26 protein-coding genes are annotated in these 20,403 nt (G+C 63.1%); 12 read left to right on the forward strand and 14 right to left on the reverse strand.

What is annotated here, in order from left to right; all coding sequences use genetic code 11:
• Entirely contained in the window at window positions 1-1,068 is a 1,068-nt protein-coding gene (locus tag B3D39_RS05185; RefSeq protein WP_274962046.1) for a flagellin, read from the forward strand.
• A 9-nt stretch (window positions 1,069-1,077) separates the two neighbouring features.
• Here the strand turns inward: B3D39_RS05185 and B3D39_RS05190 are convergent, their stop codons facing one another.
• A complete protein-coding gene (locus tag B3D39_RS05190) occupies window positions 1,078-1,830 on the reverse strand; it encodes a response regulator transcription factor (RefSeq protein WP_274962045.1) in 753 nt (250 codons plus the stop codon).
• A gap of 215 nt (window positions 1,831-2,045) precedes the next feature.
• Here B3D39_RS05190 and B3D39_RS05195 point away from each other — a divergent pair, with 215 nt between their 5' ends.
• The 7 genes from B3D39_RS05195 to B3D39_RS05225 all read left to right on the forward strand — a co-directional run bounded on the left by B3D39_RS05195 (window position 2,046) and on the right by B3D39_RS05225 (window position 6,723).
• Window positions 2,046-3,140: a flagellar basal body P-ring protein FlgI gene (locus tag B3D39_RS05195; protein ID WP_274962044.1), complete on the forward strand. Its 1,095-nt coding sequence runs from the start codon at window positions 2,046-2,048 to the stop codon at window positions 3,138-3,140.
• Window positions 3,140-3,457, forward strand: a complete 318-nt coding sequence (locus tag B3D39_RS05200; protein ID WP_274962043.1) for a rod-binding protein — start codon at window positions 3,140-3,142, stop codon at window positions 3,455-3,457. Before B3D39_RS05195 ends, B3D39_RS05200 begins: the two co-directional genes overlap by 1 nt.
• Entirely contained in the window at window positions 3,450-3,944 is a 495-nt protein-coding gene (locus B3D39_RS05205) for a flagellar biosynthesis protein FlgI (protein WP_098409862.1), read from the forward strand. The genes B3D39_RS05200 and B3D39_RS05205 overlap by 8 nt, the downstream gene beginning before the upstream one ends.
• 119 nt (window positions 3,945-4,063) lie before the next feature.
• Entirely contained in the window at window positions 4,064-4,891 is an 828-nt protein-coding gene (locus tag B3D39_RS05210) for a flagellin (RefSeq protein WP_274962042.1), read from the forward strand.
• Between the two features lie 159 nt (window positions 4,892-5,050).
• On the forward strand, window positions 5,051-5,452 hold the full coding sequence (locus B3D39_RS05215; protein ID WP_274962041.1) for a flagellar biosynthesis regulator FlaF: 402 nt from the start codon (window positions 5,051-5,053) through the stop codon (window positions 5,450-5,452).
• A gap of 15 nt (window positions 5,453-5,467) precedes the next feature.
• Window positions 5,468-5,902 (forward strand): flagellar biosynthesis repressor FlbT, encoded by a 435-nt coding sequence (locus B3D39_RS05220; protein ID WP_274962040.1) that lies wholly within the window; start codon window positions 5,468-5,470, stop codon window positions 5,900-5,902.
• A complete protein-coding gene (locus B3D39_RS05225; RefSeq protein WP_078540273.1) occupies window positions 5,896-6,723 on the forward strand; it encodes a DUF1217 domain-containing protein in 828 nt (275 codons plus the stop codon). Before B3D39_RS05220 ends, B3D39_RS05225 begins: the two co-directional genes overlap by 7 nt.
• A 25-nt stretch (window positions 6,724-6,748) precedes the next feature.
• Here the strand turns inward: B3D39_RS05225 and B3D39_RS05230 are convergent, their stop codons facing one another.
• From B3D39_RS05230 to fliF, 5 genes are all read right to left on the reverse strand, one after another.
• Complete coding sequence (locus B3D39_RS05230; RefSeq protein WP_274962039.1) at window positions 6,749-7,765, reverse strand: flagellar motor switch protein FliG; 1,017 nt, start codon at window positions 7,763-7,765, stop codon at window positions 6,749-6,751.
• A gap of 124 nt (window positions 7,766-7,889) precedes the next feature.
• The gene (gene fliP, locus B3D39_RS05235; protein WP_414717968.1) at window positions 7,890-8,729 is read right to left on the reverse strand and encodes a flagellar type III secretion system pore protein FliP; all 840 of its coding nucleotides are present in this window, start codon (window positions 8,727-8,729) and stop codon (window positions 7,890-7,892) included.
• 20 nt (window positions 8,730-8,749) lie between these two features.
• Entirely contained in the window at window positions 8,750-9,151 is a 402-nt protein-coding gene (locus B3D39_RS05240) for a FliM/FliN family flagellar motor switch protein (protein WP_098409868.1), read from the reverse strand.
• The gene (locus tag B3D39_RS05245; protein ID WP_286789437.1) at window positions 9,152-9,802 is read right to left on the reverse strand and encodes a FliH/SctL family protein; all 651 of its coding nucleotides are present in this window, start codon (window positions 9,800-9,802) and stop codon (window positions 9,152-9,154) included.
• 1 nt (window position 9,803) lies between these two features.
• Window positions 9,804-11,495: a flagellar basal-body MS-ring/collar protein FliF gene (gene fliF, locus B3D39_RS05250; protein ID WP_286789438.1), complete on the reverse strand. Its 1,692-nt coding sequence runs from the start codon at window positions 11,493-11,495 to the stop codon at window positions 9,804-9,806.
• Between the two features lie 156 nt (window positions 11,496-11,651).
• On the opposite strand from fliF, the gene B3D39_RS05255 reads away from it, so the two are divergent.
• From B3D39_RS05255 to B3D39_RS05270, 4 genes are read left to right on the forward strand one after another with little or no spacing between them, the layout of a single operon-like run.
• Entirely contained in the window at window positions 11,652-12,188 is a 537-nt protein-coding gene (locus tag B3D39_RS05255) for a flagellar basal body-associated FliL family protein (RefSeq protein ID WP_274963747.1), read from the forward strand.
• A 2-nt stretch (window positions 12,189-12,190) separates the two neighbouring features.
• A complete protein-coding gene (locus B3D39_RS05260; protein ID WP_274963748.1) occupies window positions 12,191-13,144 on the forward strand; it encodes a flagellar motor switch protein FliM in 954 nt (317 codons plus the stop codon).
• On the forward strand, window positions 13,128-13,505 hold the full coding sequence (locus B3D39_RS05265; RefSeq protein WP_077701087.1) for a hypothetical protein: 378 nt from the start codon (window positions 13,128-13,130) through the stop codon (window positions 13,503-13,505). The genes B3D39_RS05260 and B3D39_RS05265 overlap by 17 nt, the downstream gene beginning before the upstream one ends.
• Window positions 13,499-14,131 carry a MotE family protein gene (locus B3D39_RS05270; protein ID WP_274963749.1) on the forward strand — a complete coding sequence of 211 codons (633 nt, stop codon included), beginning with the start codon at window positions 13,499-13,501 and terminating at the stop codon, window positions 14,129-14,131. The genes B3D39_RS05265 and B3D39_RS05270 overlap by 7 nt, the downstream gene beginning before the upstream one ends.
• A gap of 76 nt (window positions 14,132-14,207) precedes the next feature.
• Here the strand turns inward: B3D39_RS05270 and flhB are convergent, their stop codons facing one another.
• The 8 genes from flhB to B3D39_RS05310 are packed head-to-tail and all read right to left on the reverse strand — an operon-like array spanning window position 14,208 to window position 20,399.
• Window positions 14,208-15,341 (reverse strand): flagellar biosynthesis protein FlhB, encoded by a 1,134-nt coding sequence (gene flhB, locus B3D39_RS05275; protein WP_274963750.1) that lies wholly within the window; start codon window positions 15,339-15,341, stop codon window positions 14,208-14,210.
• 10 nt (window positions 15,342-15,351) lie between these two features.
• Complete coding sequence (locus B3D39_RS05280; RefSeq protein ID WP_246831646.1) at window positions 15,352-16,113, reverse strand: flagellar biosynthetic protein FliR; 762 nt, start codon at window positions 16,111-16,113, stop codon at window positions 15,352-15,354.
• A gap of 3 nt (window positions 16,114-16,116) precedes the next feature.
• On the reverse strand, window positions 16,117-18,207 hold the full coding sequence (flhA, locus tag B3D39_RS05285; RefSeq protein WP_286789439.1) for a flagellar biosynthesis protein FlhA: 2,091 nt from the start codon (window positions 18,205-18,207) through the stop codon (window positions 16,117-16,119).
• A 7-nt stretch (window positions 18,208-18,214) separates the two neighbouring features.
• Window positions 18,215-19,027: a transglycosylase SLT domain-containing protein gene (locus tag B3D39_RS05290; protein WP_274962880.1), complete on the reverse strand. Its 813-nt coding sequence runs from the start codon at window positions 19,025-19,027 to the stop codon at window positions 18,215-18,217.
• Window positions 19,027-19,296 (reverse strand): flagellar biosynthesis protein FliQ, encoded by a 270-nt coding sequence (fliQ, locus tag B3D39_RS05295; RefSeq protein ID WP_078521954.1) that lies wholly within the window; start codon window positions 19,294-19,296, stop codon window positions 19,027-19,029. Before fliQ ends, B3D39_RS05290 begins: the two co-directional genes overlap by 1 nt.
• A gap of 16 nt (window positions 19,297-19,312) precedes the next feature.
• Window positions 19,313-19,633: a flagellar hook-basal body complex protein FliE gene (locus B3D39_RS05300; protein ID WP_083077746.1), complete on the reverse strand. Its 321-nt coding sequence runs from the start codon at window positions 19,631-19,633 to the stop codon at window positions 19,313-19,315.
• Window positions 19,634-19,640: 7 nt separating this feature from the next.
• On the reverse strand, window positions 19,641-20,051 hold the full coding sequence (gene flgC, locus B3D39_RS05305) for a flagellar basal body rod protein FlgC (protein WP_083077789.1): 411 nt from the start codon (window positions 20,049-20,051) through the stop codon (window positions 19,641-19,643).
• Window positions 20,052-20,072: 21 nt separating this feature from the next.
• Window positions 20,073-20,399, reverse strand: a complete 327-nt coding sequence (locus B3D39_RS05310; RefSeq protein WP_414717969.1) for a flagellar basal body rod protein FlgB — start codon at window positions 20,397-20,399, stop codon at window positions 20,073-20,075.
• Window positions 20,400-20,403: the final 4 nt, after the last annotated feature.

Below are 20,403 nucleotides of genomic sequence, written 5' to 3' on the forward strand. Positions count from 1 at the left end.
ATGATCCCCCTAATCCGGAATTCGCTGTCGACCCTGCAGATGAGCGTGATCTCGCGGCGGTCGGTCAGCCGCACCACGGCAGAGCTGCAACGGACGAGCGACGAGGTCACGACCGGGCGCAAATCGGATGTCTACGCGGATATGGGGGCGAAATCGGCCTTCGTGCTCGCGCTGGAAGATCGCGCGACGACCAATTCGCATTTCATTACCTCGAACAAACTCCTCGGGAGCAAGCTGGATATGATCGCATCCAGCGCGTCGACGGCGCGCGGGGCCGCGCAGGATGTGCTCGGTCTCGCCGTCGGGAACCTCGAGCGCCCCGGCGCCTCGGCGGCGACCCTGCAGCAAAGCGCCCGCGCCGCCCTCGACACCATCATGACGAGCCTGAATGTCTCGCTCGACGGGGAGCATCTGTTCTCCGGGGTAGCTTCGGACAAGCCAGCGCTGCGGGGCTATGACGCGACGAACGGTGCGACGGGTCTCTCGGCGGGGGACGTCCTGTCGGGGATCGTGGGCAGCGGCCCCGCGGATGCGACCCAGGCCGCGGCGATGCTGTCGCAGATCGACAGCGTATTCGACGACACCAATGCCGATCCGGCCAAACGCTACAGCTCGACCTTCTTCCAGGGGGACGCGACAGCCGGGACGCCGCGCAAAACGGCGCTGATCGGGGATGGCGAGACGCTCGATTACGGGATGCAGGCGGACGATCCCGAGTTCCGCAACCTGATCAAGGGGCTTGCGCTGTTCGCTTCGACCGACGTGTCGAAGATCACTGATCAGGATGCCTATAAAAGCTGGGTGGCAGCCGGCGTCAAAGCGCTGAGCGATGGCGTCGAAGGGCTGCGCAATTCCGAGACTGCGCTGGGTGCGAAACAAAAGCGGCTCGACATCAAGCTGACGCAGCAGCAATCGATGGATTCGGTGCTGAATAGCCGCCTGTCGGATTACGTCTCGGTCGATCCCTACGAGGCTGCGACCCGGATGACCGCGCTCCAGACGCAACTCAGCGCGAGCTACAGCGTAGCCGCGCAGATGTCGAAACTGTCGATCCTGAATTATCTCTGAGCCGCGCGATTATCGCGCGGCTACCGTGCCCCGCGCGTCGGTTTGCTCATAGGCTGCGAGCTTCACGTCTCTCGTGCTTTCCAGTTCACTGAACTTGTAGCCACGACCGTAGACCGTCTCGATATATTGGTGGCCGCTATCGGCCGCATCGGCGATCTTCTTGCGCAGCTTGCAGATATAGACGTCGATGACCTTGTCGAAGGGCTGGTCGTCGCTCATCCCGTAGACCGCATCATAGATCGCGCCTTTCGCAATCACCTTGTTCGCATTCAGCGCCAGGTGCTGGAAGATCGCGTGCTCACGGTTCGACAGCTTCAGCCGCGCGCCCGAGACCAGCGGATCGCGACCGTCGAAGAAGGCGGTGATCTCGCCGACGCTGATGCTCTCGGCGGCGTGGCCATAGGAGCGGCGGATGATCGAGTTGATCCGCGACAGTGCCTCGATCCCTTTGATCGGGCTGACCATGACGTCGTCAGCCCCGGCATCGAGCGCTTCGGAGGCATCGCGGGAGTTCTTGAAGTCGCGCATTACCAGAACCGGGTTGCGGCAGCCGCAATTGCGGATCGCCCGGATATAGTCGGTCACTTCCGGGCAGTCGCCGATCAGGATCGCCCGCGTGTCGACGCCCTTCTGGTTCAGCGTGCTGAGATCGGATGCGAAGAAGGATGCGGGGACGAGGACGGGTTGCAGCCCAACGCTCTCCAGCTCGCTGAGCAGGCCGCGAACGCGGCCATCGCGAGGCTCAAAGACGTAAATATTCATGCAGGCCTCCATCCCGGGCAAGTTTCTCGCACAAGCGGCAAGATCACGCTAAGTTGCCACAAAGGATTAGTCAAGAATAGTACTGATTTATATTGGACACTATTTATGTTTTGCTTTAATTTGGCGGAATGTGCTGGTGATGTGAGGAAACTATGCTTGCTTCTTTGCGCCAAAAAGGTAATCGGGCGTCGTTTTCTCGCGCCGGGGTTCGTGGGGTGCTCGTCGCGCTCTCCGTCATTGCGGGGACGCTCTGCGCGATCCCGGCCGCCGCACAGGTTCGCATCAAGGACATCGCCAGTTTCGAAGGCGTACGTGAGAACCAGCTCGTGGGCTACGGTCTCGTGGTCGGCCTGAACGGGACCGGCGACACCCTCAACGGCAGCCCCTTCACTAAGAAGTCGATCGAGGGGATGCTCGAACGGCTCGGGGTCGGCAATCTCTCCGGCGATGCAATCAAGACGAAGAACACGGCCGCGGTGATGGTGACCGCAAAACTGCCGCCCTTCGCACGCCGCGGCTCGACGATCGATGTGACGATCTCCTCGCTCGGCAATGCGGACAGTCTGCGCGGCGGCACGCTGATCGTGACGCCGCTCGTCGGGGCCGATGGCGAAATTTATGCCGTGGGGCAGGGGCCGATCTCGGTCGCGGGCTATAGCGCGAAGGGCAATGCGGCGAGCATCGTGGACGGTGTGCCGACCGTCGCGCGGATGGAGAACGGCGCCATCGTCGAGAAGGAAATCGCATTCGAATTGAACTCGATGAATTCCGTGCGCCTGTCCTTGCGGGAGCCCGATTTCACGACCGCCTCGCGGGTGGCGGGCGTGATCAATGACAAGCTCGGCCACAATACTGCGCAGATGTTAGACCCCTCCACCATCGAGGTGCAGGCGAAGGGCAAATATGGTGTGCCGGAGCTTCTGGCGATGATCGAAAACCTGCCCGTCACGCCCGACTCCGTTGCCAAGGTGGTGGTCGACGAGAAATCCGGGACCATCGTGATCGGCTCGAATGTGCGGATCGATCAAGTTGCGATCAGCCAGGGTGGCCTGACCGTGAAGGTCAAGGAAAGCTACGCGGTCAGCCAGCCGAAGCCGATCTCCATCGGGGAGACTGTCGTTGTGCCCGAAACGGATGTGCAGGTCGAAGAGCGAAGCACCCAGTTCAGCGTGCTCCAAGGGGGCGATGTCAGCCTTCAGGACCTCGTGGACGGCCTCAATGCGATTGGCGTCGGCGCCCGGCAGACGATCTCGATCCTGCAGGCGATCAAGGCCGCGGGTGCGCTTCATGCCGATCTGGAGATCATCTGATGAATCCGCTCGATCCGTCGAAGGCGTCGCTCTCAGCTGCGTCGCTCAAGGCGCCTGCTGCCTCTGGTGCGAAGTCGCAGGATGCGAAGGAGATCGCCAAGAATTTTGAGGCGACCTTCCTGCAGCAGGCCGTGGGCGAAATGATGAAGACCGTGAAGATGGGCGGGATGGATGGTGGCCACGCCGAGGAGATGTGGAAATCCTTCCTCGCACGCGGCATCGCCGACGAGATCGCCGCCTCCGGCCGGACCGGGATCGCGCAGAGCGTCGAGCGGATGATCGGCGCTTACAACTCGAACGGAGATGACCATGGCTGACGAGACCCCGTCGCGTTTTCGCAAGCGCATGCAGGCCCGGCGCGATATCGCCGCCGAAGGCCCCGTTTTGACCGACGAGGATGATGCGAACCTCGCCGCTTTCGAGGCGAATATCGATGCGACGCTCGATCTGCTGCATGAGGAAATCGCGGCGGTCGAGGCGGGGCATCTCGACCGCGTCACCGAGCTTTATGATCGCAAGGCGGACCTGCTGAAGCGGATCGAGTTGAAGATCCCCGTGATCGAGCCGTTTCTGGAGGCGTCTGAGGATGCCGCGCCCGCGCTGCGCGAAAAGCTCCGCCAGCTGAAGACCGCCGTGCAGGACAATAGCGTTCTGCTGTCGCGAATGTCCGAAGCGACCCGGGACATCGTGCGCGAAATCGAGAAGATCCGGAACCGGCACAGTCTCGATGGCCTCTATGGAAAGAGTGGCAAACCGGTCACAGGACAGGACGGTCCGCAGATGCATATCGATAGGGAATTCTAGGTTTCCTGCATTTGTTAACCTGCGCTTAATCTTCGGCCCAAAATTCCTCTCCACGGCTCGCGCCGTTTTTCTGTCAGAAGACGAAAACAAATATCTTTCAGAATGAGGAGTGACTAGAAATGTCGTCCATTCTTACCAATACCTCCGCGATGAATGCTCTTGCGACCCTCCGTGGGGTCAACAAGGGTCTCGAAGACACGCAGAACCGCATTTCGACCGGCAAGAAGATCAACTCGGCGAAAGACAATGCCGCCTATTTCTCGATCTCGGAATCGATGAACAGCGACAGCGGCATGTACAAGTCGATCAACGAAGGTCTAACCCTGACCAAGAACTCGGTTTCGACCGCACGTCTTGGCGCAGAGTCGGTGAAGGATCTCGCGCAGCAGTTCGTCGAGCGTGTTTCGTTCGCCCAAGGCGACGCGGTTGATCATGCTGCGGTCCAGAAGGAACTGCGCAGCATCGTCGATCAGATCGGCACCACGATCAGCCAGGCGACCTTCAACGGCGACAGCCTCGTCGACGGTTCGGCCAACGTGACGGTCGTCACCGGGATCAGCCGCGCAAGCGGTTCCTTCGCGACCACGTCGATGACCTTCCAGGCGGTCGATCTCTCTACGCTTCAGGCGACGCTGAGCGGGATCGATATCACGAGCGGTTCGGCGGCGGTTCTGACCAGCGCGCTGACGAGCGCCCAAAGCGCCCTGTCGACGGCCATCGACAACGCGACCTCGCTCGGTGTTGCGGAGAAGTCGCTGGAATCCCAGCAGGACTTCCTCGGCAAGCTGACCGACAAGCTCGACACCGGTGTCGGCAACATGGTCGATGCGGACATGGAAAAGGAGGCGGCTCGCCTGCAGTCCTACCAGGTCCAGCAGCAGCTCGCGACGCAGTCGCTCTCGATCGCGAACCAGGGTCCGCAGAACCTTCTGAGCCTGTTCCGCTAAATCGTGGTGATGAACTGAATGGAAAGGCCCCGTATGTTGCGGGGCCTTTTCTTTTGTCGCGCTTGGGTTGTCTTTTCTGGCAAAGTTTAAAAACGCCTTTAACCGCGTCGTGTTAAGTTCGGCGAAAGAGAAGAAAAGAATATCGAGAGGAGAGCTTGCATGAGCGTCGCCGCGTATAAGCGAACCATTTCCGAAACCGAGTCTCCGCGGCAGATCGAGCGTCGCATCCTGTCCCGCGTCACCGGAGAGCTTGAGTCCCATATGGTCGACTATGACGGCGCGCCGAAGGCAGGGCGGGGGGCGATCCTCGCGCAGGGTCTGCGCACCGCGCTCTGGGAGAATGAGCGCATCTGGACCGCACTGCGCGATGACCTCGCGGAGCCGGCGAACCAGTTCCCCGCCGAGCTGAAAGCGGCGCTGATTTCTCTCGCGCTCTGGGTCGAGCGGGAGACGCAAGTCGTGATGGGTGGCGGTGGCACGGTCTCGCCCCTCGTCGAGGTGAATCGCAACATCATCCGTGGGCTCAGCGGCGACGCTGGCGAGCCGGTGGCTGCGGAATAAGAAGGGGCGCGGATCATGGCATTACGACTGACGTTGAAACCGAACGAGCGGATCGTGGTCAATGGATGCGTGATCCGAAATGCCAACCGTCGCCAGACGCTTCAGATCGAGAACACCGCCGACGTGATCCGGGCCGAAGATTTGCTGGATGAAAACTGCGAGCCGACCCCGGTGAAGCAGGCCTACTTCCTGATTCAGACGGCGCTGATCCGCGCCGATACGCGCGACACGCTGGTGCCGGTCATTCAGGAAAAGCTTGCCGATCTTGCCACGATTTTCAGTGCCCCCGTGGTCGGCGGCGTCTTCGAGGCCGCGAACTGGGTCTCCCAGGGCGATTACTACAAGGCATTGAGCGCGCTGCGCCCGGTCATGCGACGCGAAGAGGAACTGTTCGCCCGCCTGTCCGAAACTGCGAGCCCGGCGGTGGCGCTGGAGGGGGAAGAATGCTGACGATTTCGGGAATGAGCAGCCGCCTCGCGCTGAACCTGATCGACCGGACGCAATCCAAGCAGCTCGATCAGCTGGCGAAAGAGCCGCAACATGCCCGCGCGATCAGCCGTTTCCGCGAGAATATCGCCAATATCCACACTGCAGCCGATCTGGTGGACAATTACGACGCCTATAGCTTCGTGATGAAGGCCTTCGATCTGGAAGACCAGATGTTCGGCAAGGCGATGATGCGCGAAATCCTGTCGAGCGATTCCGCCGACAAGACCTCGCTTGTGAACAAGCTCACCGATCCGCGCTTCCGCAAGCTCTACGATGCGCTCGGATTCACTAACGGCGGGACGGCGAATACGAATACCTCCTCGACCGCGTGGCAGGACAAGATCGTCGATCAATATGTCAGCCAGCAGTTCATCAATGGCGAGAGCGAGCAGAACGCGACTGTCGGGTCCGTGCTCGAATTCCGTCAGAAACTCGATGGCGTCAAAACGTGGTATTCGGTCCTGAAAGACAAGGACACGGCACAGTTCATGCGCACGGCTCTGGGCATCCCCAATGACGTCGTGAAGCTCGATGTCGAGCGGCAGAAACAGATCTTCGAGGACAAGTTCGACATCACGAAGCTCAAGGACCCTAAAGAGGTCGACAATCTGATCTCCCATTTCGTCGCCGTGTCCGATGCGCAGAGTTTCGCGACGAACGGCGCGGGGAGTGCTGCGGTGACGCTGATGCAAGGCGCGGTTCAGGGCGGCTCGGGCCAGTTCGTGCCCGCGACCTTCGATCTGACCGCGATCGCGACCTTCTCGGCCTCGCGCTACCGGTAAGCATGGCCGCAGATCGCGGCTGGTCTCAGTCGATAATCACGTCGTCATCGTCGAGCGGGATGCGGATCTCGTCATCGCGCGACAGCTCCAGCGCATAGTCCACCAGCGCCGATTGCGCCTCTTGCACTTCGCGCCCGCGCACCGGGCCCATCGCAGTCATTTCCTCGTTCAGCATGTTGCGCGAGCGGGCGGGCAGGGCGCTCAGGAAGTAATCGCGCACCTCTTTCTTGGCCCCGCGCAAGGCGAGCGGAAGCGTTTGCCCTTCGACCCCGCGCATGACTTTGACGAGGCTCTGCTGGTCGAGCTTGCACAGATCGTCGAAGGTGAACATCTTCGCCTTGATCGCGCCGAAGGCATCCGGGATGCGCTTCTCCAGACGCTGGGTGATGTCGTCGAACAGCTTGCTGTCGAGCTTGTTGAAGAGATCGGCCATGCGCTGCTGCGGGTCCGGTCCGGTGTTGCGCGTCGCCGAGCTCATGAACTCTTTCTGCAGCGTCTCCTCGATATTCTGGAAGACATAGCGCGGCACGGTGTCGATGCCGATCATCCGCTCGAGCACCTCCATCATGCGCTCCTCGCCCAAAAGCGGCAGTACTTTCGAGGCGACCTCGGGTTTCACCTTGCTGAGGATCGCCGCAACCGTCTGATCGTGCTCTTCCTTGAGGTAATTGGCGATGACCTGTTCGTTGAGCGCGGAGAAGTTCTCCCAGATATTGCGGCCTACCAGCGGGCCCTGGATCTCCTGCATGATGTCGCTCACCCGATCCTCAGGCAGGAACCCCTTGAGCATGCTTTGGGCCATTTCCATCGACCCGACGATACCGCCGCCATCGCCTGCGGTTTCCATGAACTCGCTCATCACCTCTTCCACGACATCGGCGGGGATCGTGCCCAGAGACGAGATCGCGTGGGTGATCGAGTGGATGTCGTAATCGTCGAGCCTCTGCATCAGCCCGGCGCCATGCTTCTCCCCAAGGCAGAGGAAAAGGATCGCCGCCTTCTCGGGGCCACGAAGTTTCTTGTAATCCCGGGAGGTTTTCATCGTCGGCGCTCGATCTGTTCTGAGGTCTCGACAAGAATAGCAGTCTATCCTTGTATTCTCAATCAGGATCGCGCGCTATTCTTTGGGGTGAGGCATTTTATAAGGATAGGGACGGCGCCGAGGCTTAGCCGCCCCCGCCATAGGCAACATAGGATTGCATCATGCTGCCTGCGAGCATGTACCAGCCGTCGATCAGTACGAAGAAGATCACCTTGAAGGGCAGCGAGATCATCACCGGCGGCAACATCATCATGCCCGCACTCATCAACACCGAGGCGACGATGAGGTCGATCGCGATGAAGGGCAGGTAGATCAGGAAGCCGATCGTGAAGGCGCGCCGCAGTTCGGAGATCATGAAGGCGGGGACGAGGGTGCGCCAGCTCGCCTCTTCCGCCGTGGCCGGGGCGGGCGTCTCGGGCGCGGGTTCGGCGTTTTGCCCCGCTTCGTTGTCGCGGACGAGATCGGCGAAGAGCTTCAGATCCTTCGGGCGCGTATTGGCAAACATGAAGGCCTTGAACGGCGCGCCGATCCCGACGAGCGCCTGTTCCTCGGTCACCGTGTTGTTCAGAAGCGGCCGCAGCCCGCCGGTCCAGGCATCGTCGAAGACCGGCTGCATCACGAAGAAGGTCATGAACAGCGCCATCGCGCTCAGCACCATGTTCGGCGGCGTCTGGTTCAGCCCGAGAGCGGAGCGCAGCATCGAGAAGACGATCACGAAGCGGGTGAAGCTGGTCATGACGACGAGGACGCCCGGCGCGATGCTGAGCACGGTCATCAGCGCGATCAGCTGGATGATCCGCCCGCTCAGGCTGGCGGCGGCGTCGCTGCCAGGCGCGGCATTGTTGAGCCCCTGCGCCAGATCGCTCAGCAAGCCGCCCGCCTCCTGCGCCTCGGCGCTGCCGCTGAACGCAAGCGACGCGGCGAGGGTCAGAACGAAGAGCGGCAGGCCAGCCTTCACTGTCAAAGAACGCTTCGCGAGGGTGGTCATCGTGTCGGGACGTAGTCTTTGACGATCTCGGTCAGGGTGACGCCGAGGCGGTTCTCGCCAACCTTCACCAGATCGCCGCGCGCGACGAGCCGGTCATTGATCACCACGTCCACCGGCTCGCCGATCTTTTTCTCCAGCTCGATGACCGAGCCGCGGCTCAGGTTGAGAAGCTGCGAGATCGGGATACGGCTCTGGCCCAGCACGATCTGAACCGAGAGCCCGACATTGAGCATCGCGTTGACGTTCTGCCCGTCACCGTCGCTCGCAGCCTGCTTGCTGGCGAGGCTGTGCAGTAGGGTCTCCGCCGCAGCAGCGCGGGCTTCGTCCTGCGTCGGCTGCGCTTCGGTTTCCGGCGTCTCAGGCGGTTGCGTGGATTCGGGCGTATCGTTGTCGGACATTTACACGGCTTTCCTGATTGGTGTGGCTTGGGGCGAGACGGTCTGGCGCAGAGCGATGAGGATGCTGCGGCAGACCGTCTCGAAGCTGTAATCCATCACGCCGTCATCCCAGTCGGCATGGATGTCGCCATCGGCAAGCGCCGGGTCCGCGACGATGTTCAGAGCGGGGCTGTTCGGCCCGGCGCTGGTCTCGATCACCGGTGTCAGCCCTGCGACATTGGCGGGGGAGAGGCGGATCGTGAGGCTTGGTTTGCGCAGCGCGATTTCCATCGCCCGCCGGATCTGCGTCTCGACCCGCGCGGTTGAGCAGCTCTCGATGAATTCGGGGAAGACCTTCTCGCAAACGCGCAGCGCGAAGCCGCAAAGGTGCCGCTCCAGCGCGGCCTGATGGGCTAGCTGATTGCCCAAAAGCGTCACGATCTCGGGGGCGAATTTCTCCAGCGCCTCGGTCTGGCGCGCCTCGAGCGATGCCATGATCTCGGCGCTGGCCTCATTGCGCCCCTGCGCACGGCCCGCCTCGAAACCCTCGGCGCGCGCAGCCGCCGCTGCGGCATCGAGATCGGCCTGGGTGAACACCTTCAGCCGTTCGGCGGCGCGGCGGGCATCTTCCGCCTGCAGCTCTTCATCGAAATCGCGCTGGAAAACCGTCATCTCACGCCTCGTTCAACAGCCAGCCGCGCAGGACCTTGAGGGCCTCTTGCGGCTCGTCTTCGGCGATCTTCTGGATCGCGGAGACCTTGCGCTTCAGGATCGCACCGCTGATCGCGAAATTGGTGATCAGCTCCTCGTCCCCGGCGGGGTCATAGCGCTCCGCACGTTGGACGGGGGCTGCGGGCTCGGCGGCCTCCTGCGTGCGGGGTGCGACGGCGTTGGCGGGCGTTGCGGGCAGGTTGTTGCTCGCGGGGGTCGCTGCTTCCGCCTCGCCCTCGGGGGCTGCGAGCGCCCCTGCGCCGGTCGCCTCGCTCAGCCGCGCGCGTTCGCGGTCGGCCCGGTTCAGCAGGGGGCGCAGGCCGAAGACAAGCACGGCGACCACGATCAGCAGGGCGAAGACCCAGCGCAGGATCGAGACGATATTGTTCGACAGGCGCTGCATCAGCGTCGGGCCAACCGGGCCGCCGACCTCCATCGAGTAGTCGATGAAGCGCAGGCTATCGACCGACACGGTGTCGCCGCGGTTCTGGTCATAGCCGATCGCCGATTTCACCAGCGCGGTGAGGCGGGCGATTTCTTCCGGCGAGCGCTGTTCGTATTTCAGCGACCCGTCGTCCTGCACGTTGTAGATGCCGTTCACCAGCACGGCGACCGAGACGCGTTGCACCGCACCGGCTTCGGTCGTGGTCTCGCGCCGGGTGTTGCCGATCTCGTATTGCACCGACTCGCCGTTCTTGCTGCGGCTGTCGGTCGTGCTGCTCGCACCCGGACCGCCAAGCGCGCCGGGGATGTTGTTGCCGGTGTTCACGCCGGAATCGCCGTTCTGCACGCCCTTCTGCTGCTCGGCATTGTTCTGGGTGGAACGGACGACCTGCTGATCGGGATCGAAGCTTTGCTGCACCACGACTTCGCGCTGGTTGGACAGATCGACATTGACCTGCACGCGGGCGTTCCCCGCGCCGACGCGCGCCGTCAGGATCTGCTCGATCGAGCGCGCCATCCGGTCTTCGGTCGCGGCCTTGTTCGACTGCAGCGTCGCTTGCCCGGCCGCGTCGGAATTCTCCGCGAGGATCGTCTCGCCGCTAGCCGAGAGCACGGTCACCCGGTTGCCGTCGAGATTGGGAACTGCCGCCGCAATCAGGTTGCGAATCGCCAGTGCCTCCTTGCGGCTGATCCCGCGAGAAGAAGCGGCGCGGACGATGACGCTAGCACTCGGATCGGGGCTGGTGCGCGAGAAGGCTTCGCGCTCGGGCAGAACCAGATGGACGCGGGCGCTGCGCACCCCGTCGATGGTCTGGATCGAGCGTGCCAACTCGCCCTCCATCGCGCGCAACCGGTTCACATGCTGCATGAAGGTGTTCATGCCGAAGCCGCTCGCATTGTCGAACAACTCCCAGCCGGGTTCGCCATCCACGGGCAGGTTCTTCTCGGCCAGCGCCATGCGGGCGCGGGCGATATCGCCCTCGGGAACCGACACGGCGCTGCCGTCTGCGGAAAGCTGCGTCTTGAATCCCGCCTGTTCGAGCGTGTCGACGATTCCGGCGGCGCTGGAGGGTGAAAGCTGGCTGTAGAGCAGCTTGTAGCTCGGGGCCGTCACGACGGAGAGGCCGAAGACCAGCGCGAGAACGCTGACGACACCGACAGCCCCAAGCATCAGGAGCTTGCGTCGTCCCAAGGATTGAAGGTTCTGCAAGAATTGCTGCACGGCGAACACCAGTTATTCTTAATTTATCCCGTAGATGGTATTCTATCTTTGTATTGCAAGTAAAGTACGGATGTATATACTTCACGATGTCCAGTGAAGATCGGGTTTTATCTTTAAATTCGACAAAGAGAGGCGCGATAGCCGATGATTGATGCGGCCATTGATGAAGAAGAGGTTGCCGAGGCGCCCGAAACGCGCTGGCGGACGTTGCGCGACCATAAGCGTCTCGTCATGGCGGCGGGTGCGCTCGCGGTCGTGGCCATGTTCTGCGGTGGCTTCGTGGCCTTCGGCGGCGTCTCGGCGCTCACCGGAGGAGGCGCTGCAGAGCCGGCCGGGCATGGCGCCTCGGGCGCAGCTGGCGCGGATGCGCTGCTGGATTTCGACGACATCGTGGTGAACATCACCGAGACGACCGCAGACGGCACGCCCGCTGCGCGCTACCTCAAGATTCACCTCGCGCTGGTCTATCCCGAATCGCCGGATGCCGAGGCCAAGATGGCCGAGAAGAAGCCCTTCATCCGCGACACCTTCACCGGGTTCCTGCGTCAGATGACGGTCGAGGACCTGCGCGGCAGCATCGGCCTCATCAAGCTCAAGGCGGAACTGCTCAAGCGCGCCCGCGCGGTCGTGGGCAATGACACGCCGAGCGAAATTCTCATCAGCGATCTGGTGGTGCAGTGACGATGGCGGAGCAGGCGGACATGGCGATGGCGGCCACGACAACGGCAGAGGTCGAAGACGAGATCATCCGCATGTCGATGCTCAATTACGAGCGTCTGCCGATGCTGGACGTGATCTTCGAGCGCTTCGTGCTGTCCTTCTCCAGCTCGCTCAAGTCGCTGACCGGCTCGGTGCTGGACGTGACGCTGGGCGAGGTCGAATACCTGCCCTTCGCCGACGCGATGAAAAGTCTGCCCAAGCATGGTTTGATCGCGGTTGCGCAGGCCGATCCTTGGGATGACCAGTTCATCCTTTCGCAGGATCCGGTCTTCCTGTTCTCTGCGCTCGAACTGATGTTGGGCGGACAGCCGTCGGGCCGGGCGAAGGATGCCAAGCACGGTTTCACGACGATCGAGCGCCGGATGGGCGAGCAGGTGGCCGAACGTATCCTTGCCGATATGGCGGTGGGTTTCCGGCAGATTTGCGAGGTCTCCTTCCAGGTCGACCGGATGGAGAGCAATCCGCAATTCGCCAACATCGCCCAGCCCAACAGCCCCACGGTCCGCGTGCCGCTCAAGGTCAGCCTCGAAGGCTACCACGGCGAGGTCCACCTGATCCTGCCTTACTCGACGCTGGAACCGGTGCGCCCGTTGCTCACCAAGATCTTCTTCGGGGATCGGCTCGGGGCGGACAGCTCGTGGCGCACACAGCTGAAGCAGAAGATCGAAGGGTCGTCGGTGGCGCTTACCGCGCAGCTGCACGAGCTGGTGGTGCCGATGCGCGAGATTCTGGACTGGAAAGTCGGCGACACGCTCGATCTCGGGATCGACGATACCCATTCGGTTCTCCTGCTCTGTGCCGGGAGCCCGGTTCTCGAGGGTGAAATGGGCAAGAAGCAAAACGGGTCGATGGCACTGAAAGTGACCGCGAACCTCATGGGAAAGGACGAGTGGAGCAATGATGTCGATGCTGATTAACGCGATTATTCTCGTGTCTCTTGTCGGGCTGATGGCCTATGGCGTGGTGATCACGCGGCGGGTGAAGAAGCTCATGCTCGTTCTCGAAGAGATGGAGCCGCTCGTCGCGGCCTTCTCCGCAGCCGTGGACAAGTCGCAACTCTCCGTCGAGGAGATGAAGGACGCCGTGGCCGAGGCGCAGAAAGCGCCCGCGCCCGAACCGGCACCTGCGCAAGAGGCCGCGCCCGCCCTGACCTTCAACTCGCGCCGCGCCGCGCCGAAAGCGCCGATGGGGCTGACCCGCGTGACCGGCAAGGCCGAACTGGTCAAAAGCTTCTTCGAGCAGACCCGCGTGCGCCGGGAGGCGCAGGGCCAATGGTAAAGAACCGCCCCCTTCAGGTTCTCGTGGGCGTATTGCTACTCTCTGGCGGTGCGAAACTCGCGACCAGCCTTCCCGCCGACATGATCCCTTTCCCGGATTCGCTGTTGCAGGCCGCGCTTGCAAGCGGAGCGGAGAAGGATGCCGCCGCGACGCCGGCGAGCGATGCCTCCGCCGATGCGACCGGCGGCTGCGGCCCGACGCCGGAAGAGCTGTTGATGTCCGTGCGTCAGGAGCGCGACCTCCTCGCCGAGCAGAAGAAGAAACTCGACGCCCGCAGCGCCGAGATCGAGCTTGCCAAGCAGGGTCTCGACACCCAGTCGCAGCATCTGACCGAGTTGAAGGACAAGGTGACCAAGCTGCTCGACCAAGTCGGCAAATCGCATACCGCAGACGTCGATCGCCTCGTGTCGATCTACAAGAACATGAAGCCCGCGGCGGCGGCGTCGATCATGAACGACCTCGATATCGAGGTGACGGTCATGGTGCTGGCCACGATGAAGGAGCGCGACGTCGCCCCGATCATGGCCGAGATGAACCCGGTGCGCGCGCGGGCGGTCTCCAAGATCATTCTCGAACGTTCGAAGCTGCCGGGCGACCAGAAGCTGGTGAACGTCAAGCTCAACTGAACCGCGCGGGCGTCATGGCCGTGCCGCGCCGCGCAGTTGTTGCTGATTGGGGAAAGGGGGCGCGCAGCCCCCTTTTTTAGTCTTCGTCGACCCGCAGCACCGAGCCCTTCGGCGGCGCGCGCCGGATGTTGCGGCGCAGGTCCATGACGTAGCCGATGATCTCCGCGACCGCCTGCCAATGCTCGATCGGCACCGTGTCATCCACGTCGATCGTGGCGTGCAGCGTGCGGGCGAGGGGCTTGTTCTCGACGATCGGCACCTCGTTCTCGCGCGCGATCTGGCGGATGCGGGCGGCCACGGCATCGGCCCCTTTCGCGACGCAGACCGGCGCGGCGTCGCTGCCCTGTTCGTATTTCAGCGCGACGGCGTAATGCGTCGGGTTCGTCACGATCACGCTCGCGGTCGGCACCGCCTGCGCCATACGCTGCCGGGCCCGCTGGCGCGCGATCTCCGCGCGGCGGCCCTTGATCTGCGGATCGCCCTCGGAATCCTTCATCTCGTCACGGATTTCCTTGAGCGACATGCGCAGTTTTCGCCGCCACTCGAACCGCTTCCAGATGATATCGCCGATGGTGATCGGCACGAGAAACACCATCGCCGCGCTCAGCAGCCAGCTTGCCCAATGGGCCGCGTAGCTGGGGATATGCTCGGGCAGGAAATTCTCGCCCTGCCAGATTCCGGTGACCGCGCGTTTGGCGACCCAGAGCGCGAGCGCGCCGATGACCAGAACCTTGGTGATGCTCTTCGCGAACTCGACCAGCGCGCCGGGCGAGAACATCTTTTTGAGCCCTGCGAGCGGCGAGAGCTTCGACAGTTTCGGCTTCATGCGTTCGGACGAGACCACGGTCTCGCCCTGGATCAACACGCCGAACAGCGCGGCCAGAAGCATCACGCCGAAGATCGGGGCGGCCCAACCGGCGATCTCGCCGAAAAGCAGGCTGAGGATGTCGCCGATATCGCGCGCGCCTGCCGACCCCTGGCCGATCTTCACCTGACCCGCGCCGGAGAAGACCTGACCGAGCGACGTCATTGCGCGGCCCGCGACAACCGGAAGGACGAACACCACGATGAGCAGCAGCGAGAAGACCGACATCATGTTGCCGGTCTCGCGCGAGGAGGGCACGTCGCCTTTCTCGCGCGCCGATTTCAGCCGCTTGTCTGTCGGCTCTTCGGTCTTCGAGGATTTGTCCTGTTCGTCGCCTTCGGCCACGGCGCGCTCCTTAGGGTATGACGAAAGTGCCGAGCCAGTCGGTGAACTGGCCGAGGAAGACATGCAGCATGCTGGGCGAGGCCGCCGCGAGGATCAGCAGGCCCGACGCGATCAGCGCGGGCGCTGCGACGAAGAAGACCGGCAGCGCGGGCATCATCCGGTTCGCAAGCCCCATCCCGAGGTTGAAGATCAGCCCCATGACGAAGAACGGGGCCGCGATCGCCGCCCCGATATAGAGGCTGGCCGATGCGGCTTTGACGATCTGCTTCGCCATGTCGCCCAGCAGCAGCGTGCCCGGCGGGAAGACGTCGTAGGAATAGAGCAGCGCGCGGATGATGATGTGATGCGTGTTCGTGACGAAGATCAGCGCAACGCCGGAGATCAGCAGGAAACTCGCGATCATGGTGGAGCCCTCGAAAGATCCGAGGCTGGGCGCGAAAGCGTTGGCTAGGCCCGAGACCTGCCCGGCCTGATGGCCCGCGAATTGCAGCGCGCTGAACAGCACCCGCGCCGTCAGCCCGATCCAGAGGCCCGTCGTCACCTCGAGGCCAAGGTAGATGGCGAAGGTCACGAGATTGTCGGGCTGCATCGGCATCACCGGCGTCGCGGGGTAAAGCGCGAGGCTGAACACCACCGCCATCGCCAGACGGCTGCGGGTCGGCACCTGCATCTCGCCGAAGCCCGGCATGAACATCAACGCGCTGCCCAGCCGGGCGAAGACGATCAGATAGCCGAAGAGCTGCCCGTCGAGAAATGCGCTCAGCCCGCTCACCCCTCAGGCCCCGATCGTCCCGACCGTCTTCATCGCGGCCTTCCGGTGCACCTCGTTATGCGAGATCACCTGCGTCATCGGGCTCACGCGTTCGAGCATCGAGCGGACATAGCCACGCACTTCTGGCGCGACCATCAGCGCGGGCCATTCGTCGCGTGCCGCGTGGCGCTGGATTTCCTGACGGGCCTCCAAAACGAATTCCTGCACGCGCTGCGGCGACATCAGGAAGGTTCGCTCCTTGCCGTTGATCTTCACCGCCTCGCCGAATTCATGCTCCCACGCGCCCGACATGGTCAGCACCGGCACGAAGCCCGAACCATCCGCCAGCGCACGGCAGATCTGGTTCGCGAGGCGGGCGCGGACCCGCTCGGTGATGACGGCGGGGTTGGTGCTCGACGGCGCGGCTTCAGCCACCGCCTCGATGATCAGCGGCAGATTGCGGATCGAAATACGCTCGGCCAGCAGCGATTGCAGCACCTGTTGCAGCAGAATCTCCGGGGCGGAGTTGGAAATATCGCTCGCGAGTTTCTGGTAGTCGCGGTCCAGCTCGGCCAGAAGTTTCTTCACCGCGCCATAGGTGAGCAGTTCGGACATATGCTCCTTGATGATCTCGGTGAGGTGAGTGGTGATCACGCTCTCGGGGTCGACGACCGTATGTCCCTGCTGTTCGGCCTCGGAGGCGCGCGCCGGATCGATCCAGACCGCGCTCAGCCCGAAAGTTGGTTCCTTGATCCGCTCGCCGGGCAGCTTCACCTGATCGCCGGACGGGTCGATCACCATCACCAGATTGGGGCGCAGCTCGCCTTTCGCCGCTTCGACGCCCTGCACGAGGATCGAATAGCTGTTCGTCGGCAGCATCGGGTCGTCCTTGATGCGCACCGAGGGTAAGACGAAGCCGTAATCCTTCATGAAGAGATTGCGCAGGCTTTTGACCTTGCCGGGCAGGGCGGCATCCATGCTCGAGATCAGCGGCACCAGTCCTGCGCCGAGGCTGAGGCGCAGCTCGTCGAGCTTGAGTTGCTGCTGCGTCGTCTCTGCCGAGGTCTCTTCCATCTGGGCCGCGCGGGCCTCCGCCGCCGCCTCGTCGCTGGCGCGCAGGGCGGCCTGCTCCTGCATCACATAGCCCAGCCCGGCGAGCAGCCCGGCCAGCGCGAAGAACACCACGATGGGGAAGCCCGGCAGCAGGCCGATCCCGAATAGCAGCACCGCCGCCATGTAGAGCGCCTTGGGGAAGTTCGAAAGCTGCCCCAGCACCGCCTCGTTCGCCGCGCCCTCGGTGCCGCCTTTCGTGACGATCAGGCCCGCCGCCAGCGAGACCACCAGCGCCGGGATCTGCGTCACAAGCCCGTCGCCGATCGTCAGCACGGTGTAATTGCCCGCCGCCTGAGAGACGCTCAGCCCGTGCTGGACGACGCCGATCAGAATCCCGCCGACCACGTTAATCAGCGTGATGATGATCCCCGCCACCGCGTCGCCGCGCACGAATTTCGACGCACCGTCCATCGCGCCGAAGAAGCCGCTCTCGTCCTCCAGCTCCTTGCGGCGGCGCTTGGCCTCCACCTCGTCGATCAGCCCCGCGCCGAGATCGGCGTCGATCGCCATCTGCTTGCCCGGCATCGCATCGAGCGAGAAACGCGCGGAGACTTCGGCGATCCGGGTCGAGCCCTTGGTGATGACGACGAAGTTGATCACCACGAGGATCGCGAAGATCACGATCCCGATCACGAAATCCCCGCCCACGATGAAGCGCGAGAACCCCTCAATGACGCCGCCCGCCGCGCCGGGCCCGGTATGGCCCTGGCTCAGAATGAGCCGCGTCGAGGAGATGTTGAGCGACAGCCGCAGCATCGTCACCACGAGCAGCAGCGTCGGGAAGGAGTTGAACTCCAGCGGCTTCGGGATCCACAGCGCCACCATCAGGATCAGCACCGACAGCGACAGCGAAATTGCGAGGCCGAAATCGAGGATGATCGGTGGCAGCGGAACGAACAGCATCCCGAGGATCAGCGTCACGCCAATCGCGAAGCCGATATCGCGGTTCTTGATACCAAGCCCTACGAGGTTCTTGCCGAAACTGGTCTGATTTTGGCTCATCCGTCGCTCAATTCGTTCGCGTGAAATTGGGAAGCACGGGTTGCAGGTCATTGGTCGAATAGATCGACAGCCGCATGTCCTGATCCGCCGTCAGGTCGGCCGACCAGAAGACGGGCAGTTTCCGGCGCGCGGGGCGCGGCGAGGTGCTCGGCGCGGGCGCATCAACGGGGGCGGCGCCTGCGAGCTGGACGAAATAATCGCCACGTTTCTGCGCCACCGCGAGATTGCGTTTCAGCGCGGTCAGATAGGTCTGGCGCGCCTCCGGGGTGAAGGAGTGATAGGAGCCCGCGGCAATCCACCAATCCCCCGTCCGCCGGTGCAGATCGACCAGAAATCGCGCGGCATAATCCACATTCGCCGCCGGATCGAAGGACTGCGCCAGCGAGTCGAACGCGTCGGGGTGCCACTTGCGGTTCACCTGCATGCAGCCCGTGTCGATCGAGGTGACCCCCGCGGCCTGCTTCTGGTGAACCCACGCCATCGCCGCCTCGCGGCTGTCGAACACGCGCCCTTCGCCCGCGGCATTCACGCTCCACGGCCAGACGGTCAGACGGCCCTCGTTGCGATACCCTGCCTCCTGCAGGCCGATCGCGAGCAGCAGGTTGTCGGGGATGCCGTAGCGGTCCTGCGCCGCGAAAATCTGGCGCAGGCATTGCTGGTCATTGCCGAAGGTGGAGGGGAGGGGCGTCGTTGCCTCGGGCACGCTCGGGCGGCTCGAGGTGTAGAACCCCGCCCAGCCTTCGGCCCGTGCGGGGCCTGTCGCGGCGAGGCTCGCAATCGCAAGCGCCGCCAGGGATTGAAACCACCCCGCCCGCGCCATCACGCGGGCCCGTTCATGATGAGATCGAAGACGGTGTCCGACAGATGCGACAGCGTTGCGTAGATGAAGGGCAGGGCAAGCACGAGACCGACGAAGATCGCGACGATCTTCGGCACGAAGGTCAGCGTCATCTCCTGAACCTGGGTCAGCGCCTGAAAGATCGCGATGCCGAGGCCGACGATCAGCGCGAGCGCAAGAATAGGGCCGGCCCCCATAAGGATCGTCCAGATCGTGTCCGACATGATCGCATAGACATCGGCTTCTTCCATGTCGCCCCCGCCTGCCTCAGATCGGCATCCGCATGATTTCCTGATAGGCCTCGACCAGCTTGTCGCGCATCGCCACCGTGACCTTGACGGTGGATTCCATCGCCATGGTCGCCTCGACAACCTGCTGCGTGCTTGCCTGCCCGGTCAGACCTGCCTGCGCGGTCGTATCGGCCGCGCGCATCGTCTGCACCGCCTCTTCGGCGGCGCCTTTGAGCATGTCGCCGAAGCTCTGCCCGGCGGATTTGGCTTCATGTGCGGAGGCCGGGCCGCCGCTCAGGCTGCGCGAGGCGCCATAGGCGCCCCGGATCGCTGCATTGGAGAGGACTGGATCGCTCATGCTTCACCTATTTCAGGAGGTCGATCATCTCGCGGCGCATCTGGCGGCCGGTCTCGAGCATGTTCAGGTTGGCTTCGTAGCTTCGCGCCGCTTCGCGCATGTTGCTCATCTCGATGATCGGATTGACGTTCGGCAGTTTCACGAAGCCGTCGGCATTGGCGGCCGGATGAGCAGGGTCGTATTTCAGCACGAAATCCGACGTGTCGCGGCCGACATCGGTCACATCGACCATCGAGGCGCCCGAGGCGTCATCGACCAGCTCGCCGAAGGAGATGGTCTTGCGGCGATACGGATCCGCGCCCGGCGTCGAGCCGGTCGAATCCGCGTTGGCCACGTTTTCGGAGACGACCTTCAGCCGTTCCCCTTGTGCCCGCAACCCGCTTGCCGCGATCGCACCGATTGATTTCAGAGGGTCCATGCTCATGGTCGTCTCCGCTCGTTATTCCTTGCCGCTGGCGGCATTGAGAAGTTGATAGGCCTTGCGATAGAGGTTCGCCGCCAGCCGGTATTGATCGGCATTCTCGCTCGCCATCACGGATTGCTGTTCCAGCGCCACGTCGTTGCCGTCGAGGCTGCTGTCCCAAGCGCCACTGCCGCCCATGGTTTCGACCGTGGTTTCGTGCAGCGGGCCGCCCGCCGAGCGGTTCGCGTCGCTCTTCTCGAGGAAGCTCTGGAAGTCGGTCACATCCCGCGCGCGATAATTCGGCGTGTCGGCGTTGGCGATGTTTTCGGCCAGCACCTTCTGGCGGGCCGCAAGCCACTGCATCCGA

Origin of the sequence: Thioclava sp. UBA3469 (genome assembly GCF_002378135.1) — a bacterium.
GTDB classification, from domain to species: Bacteria; Pseudomonadota; Alphaproteobacteria; order Rhodobacterales; family Rhodobacteraceae; genus Thioclava; species Thioclava sediminum.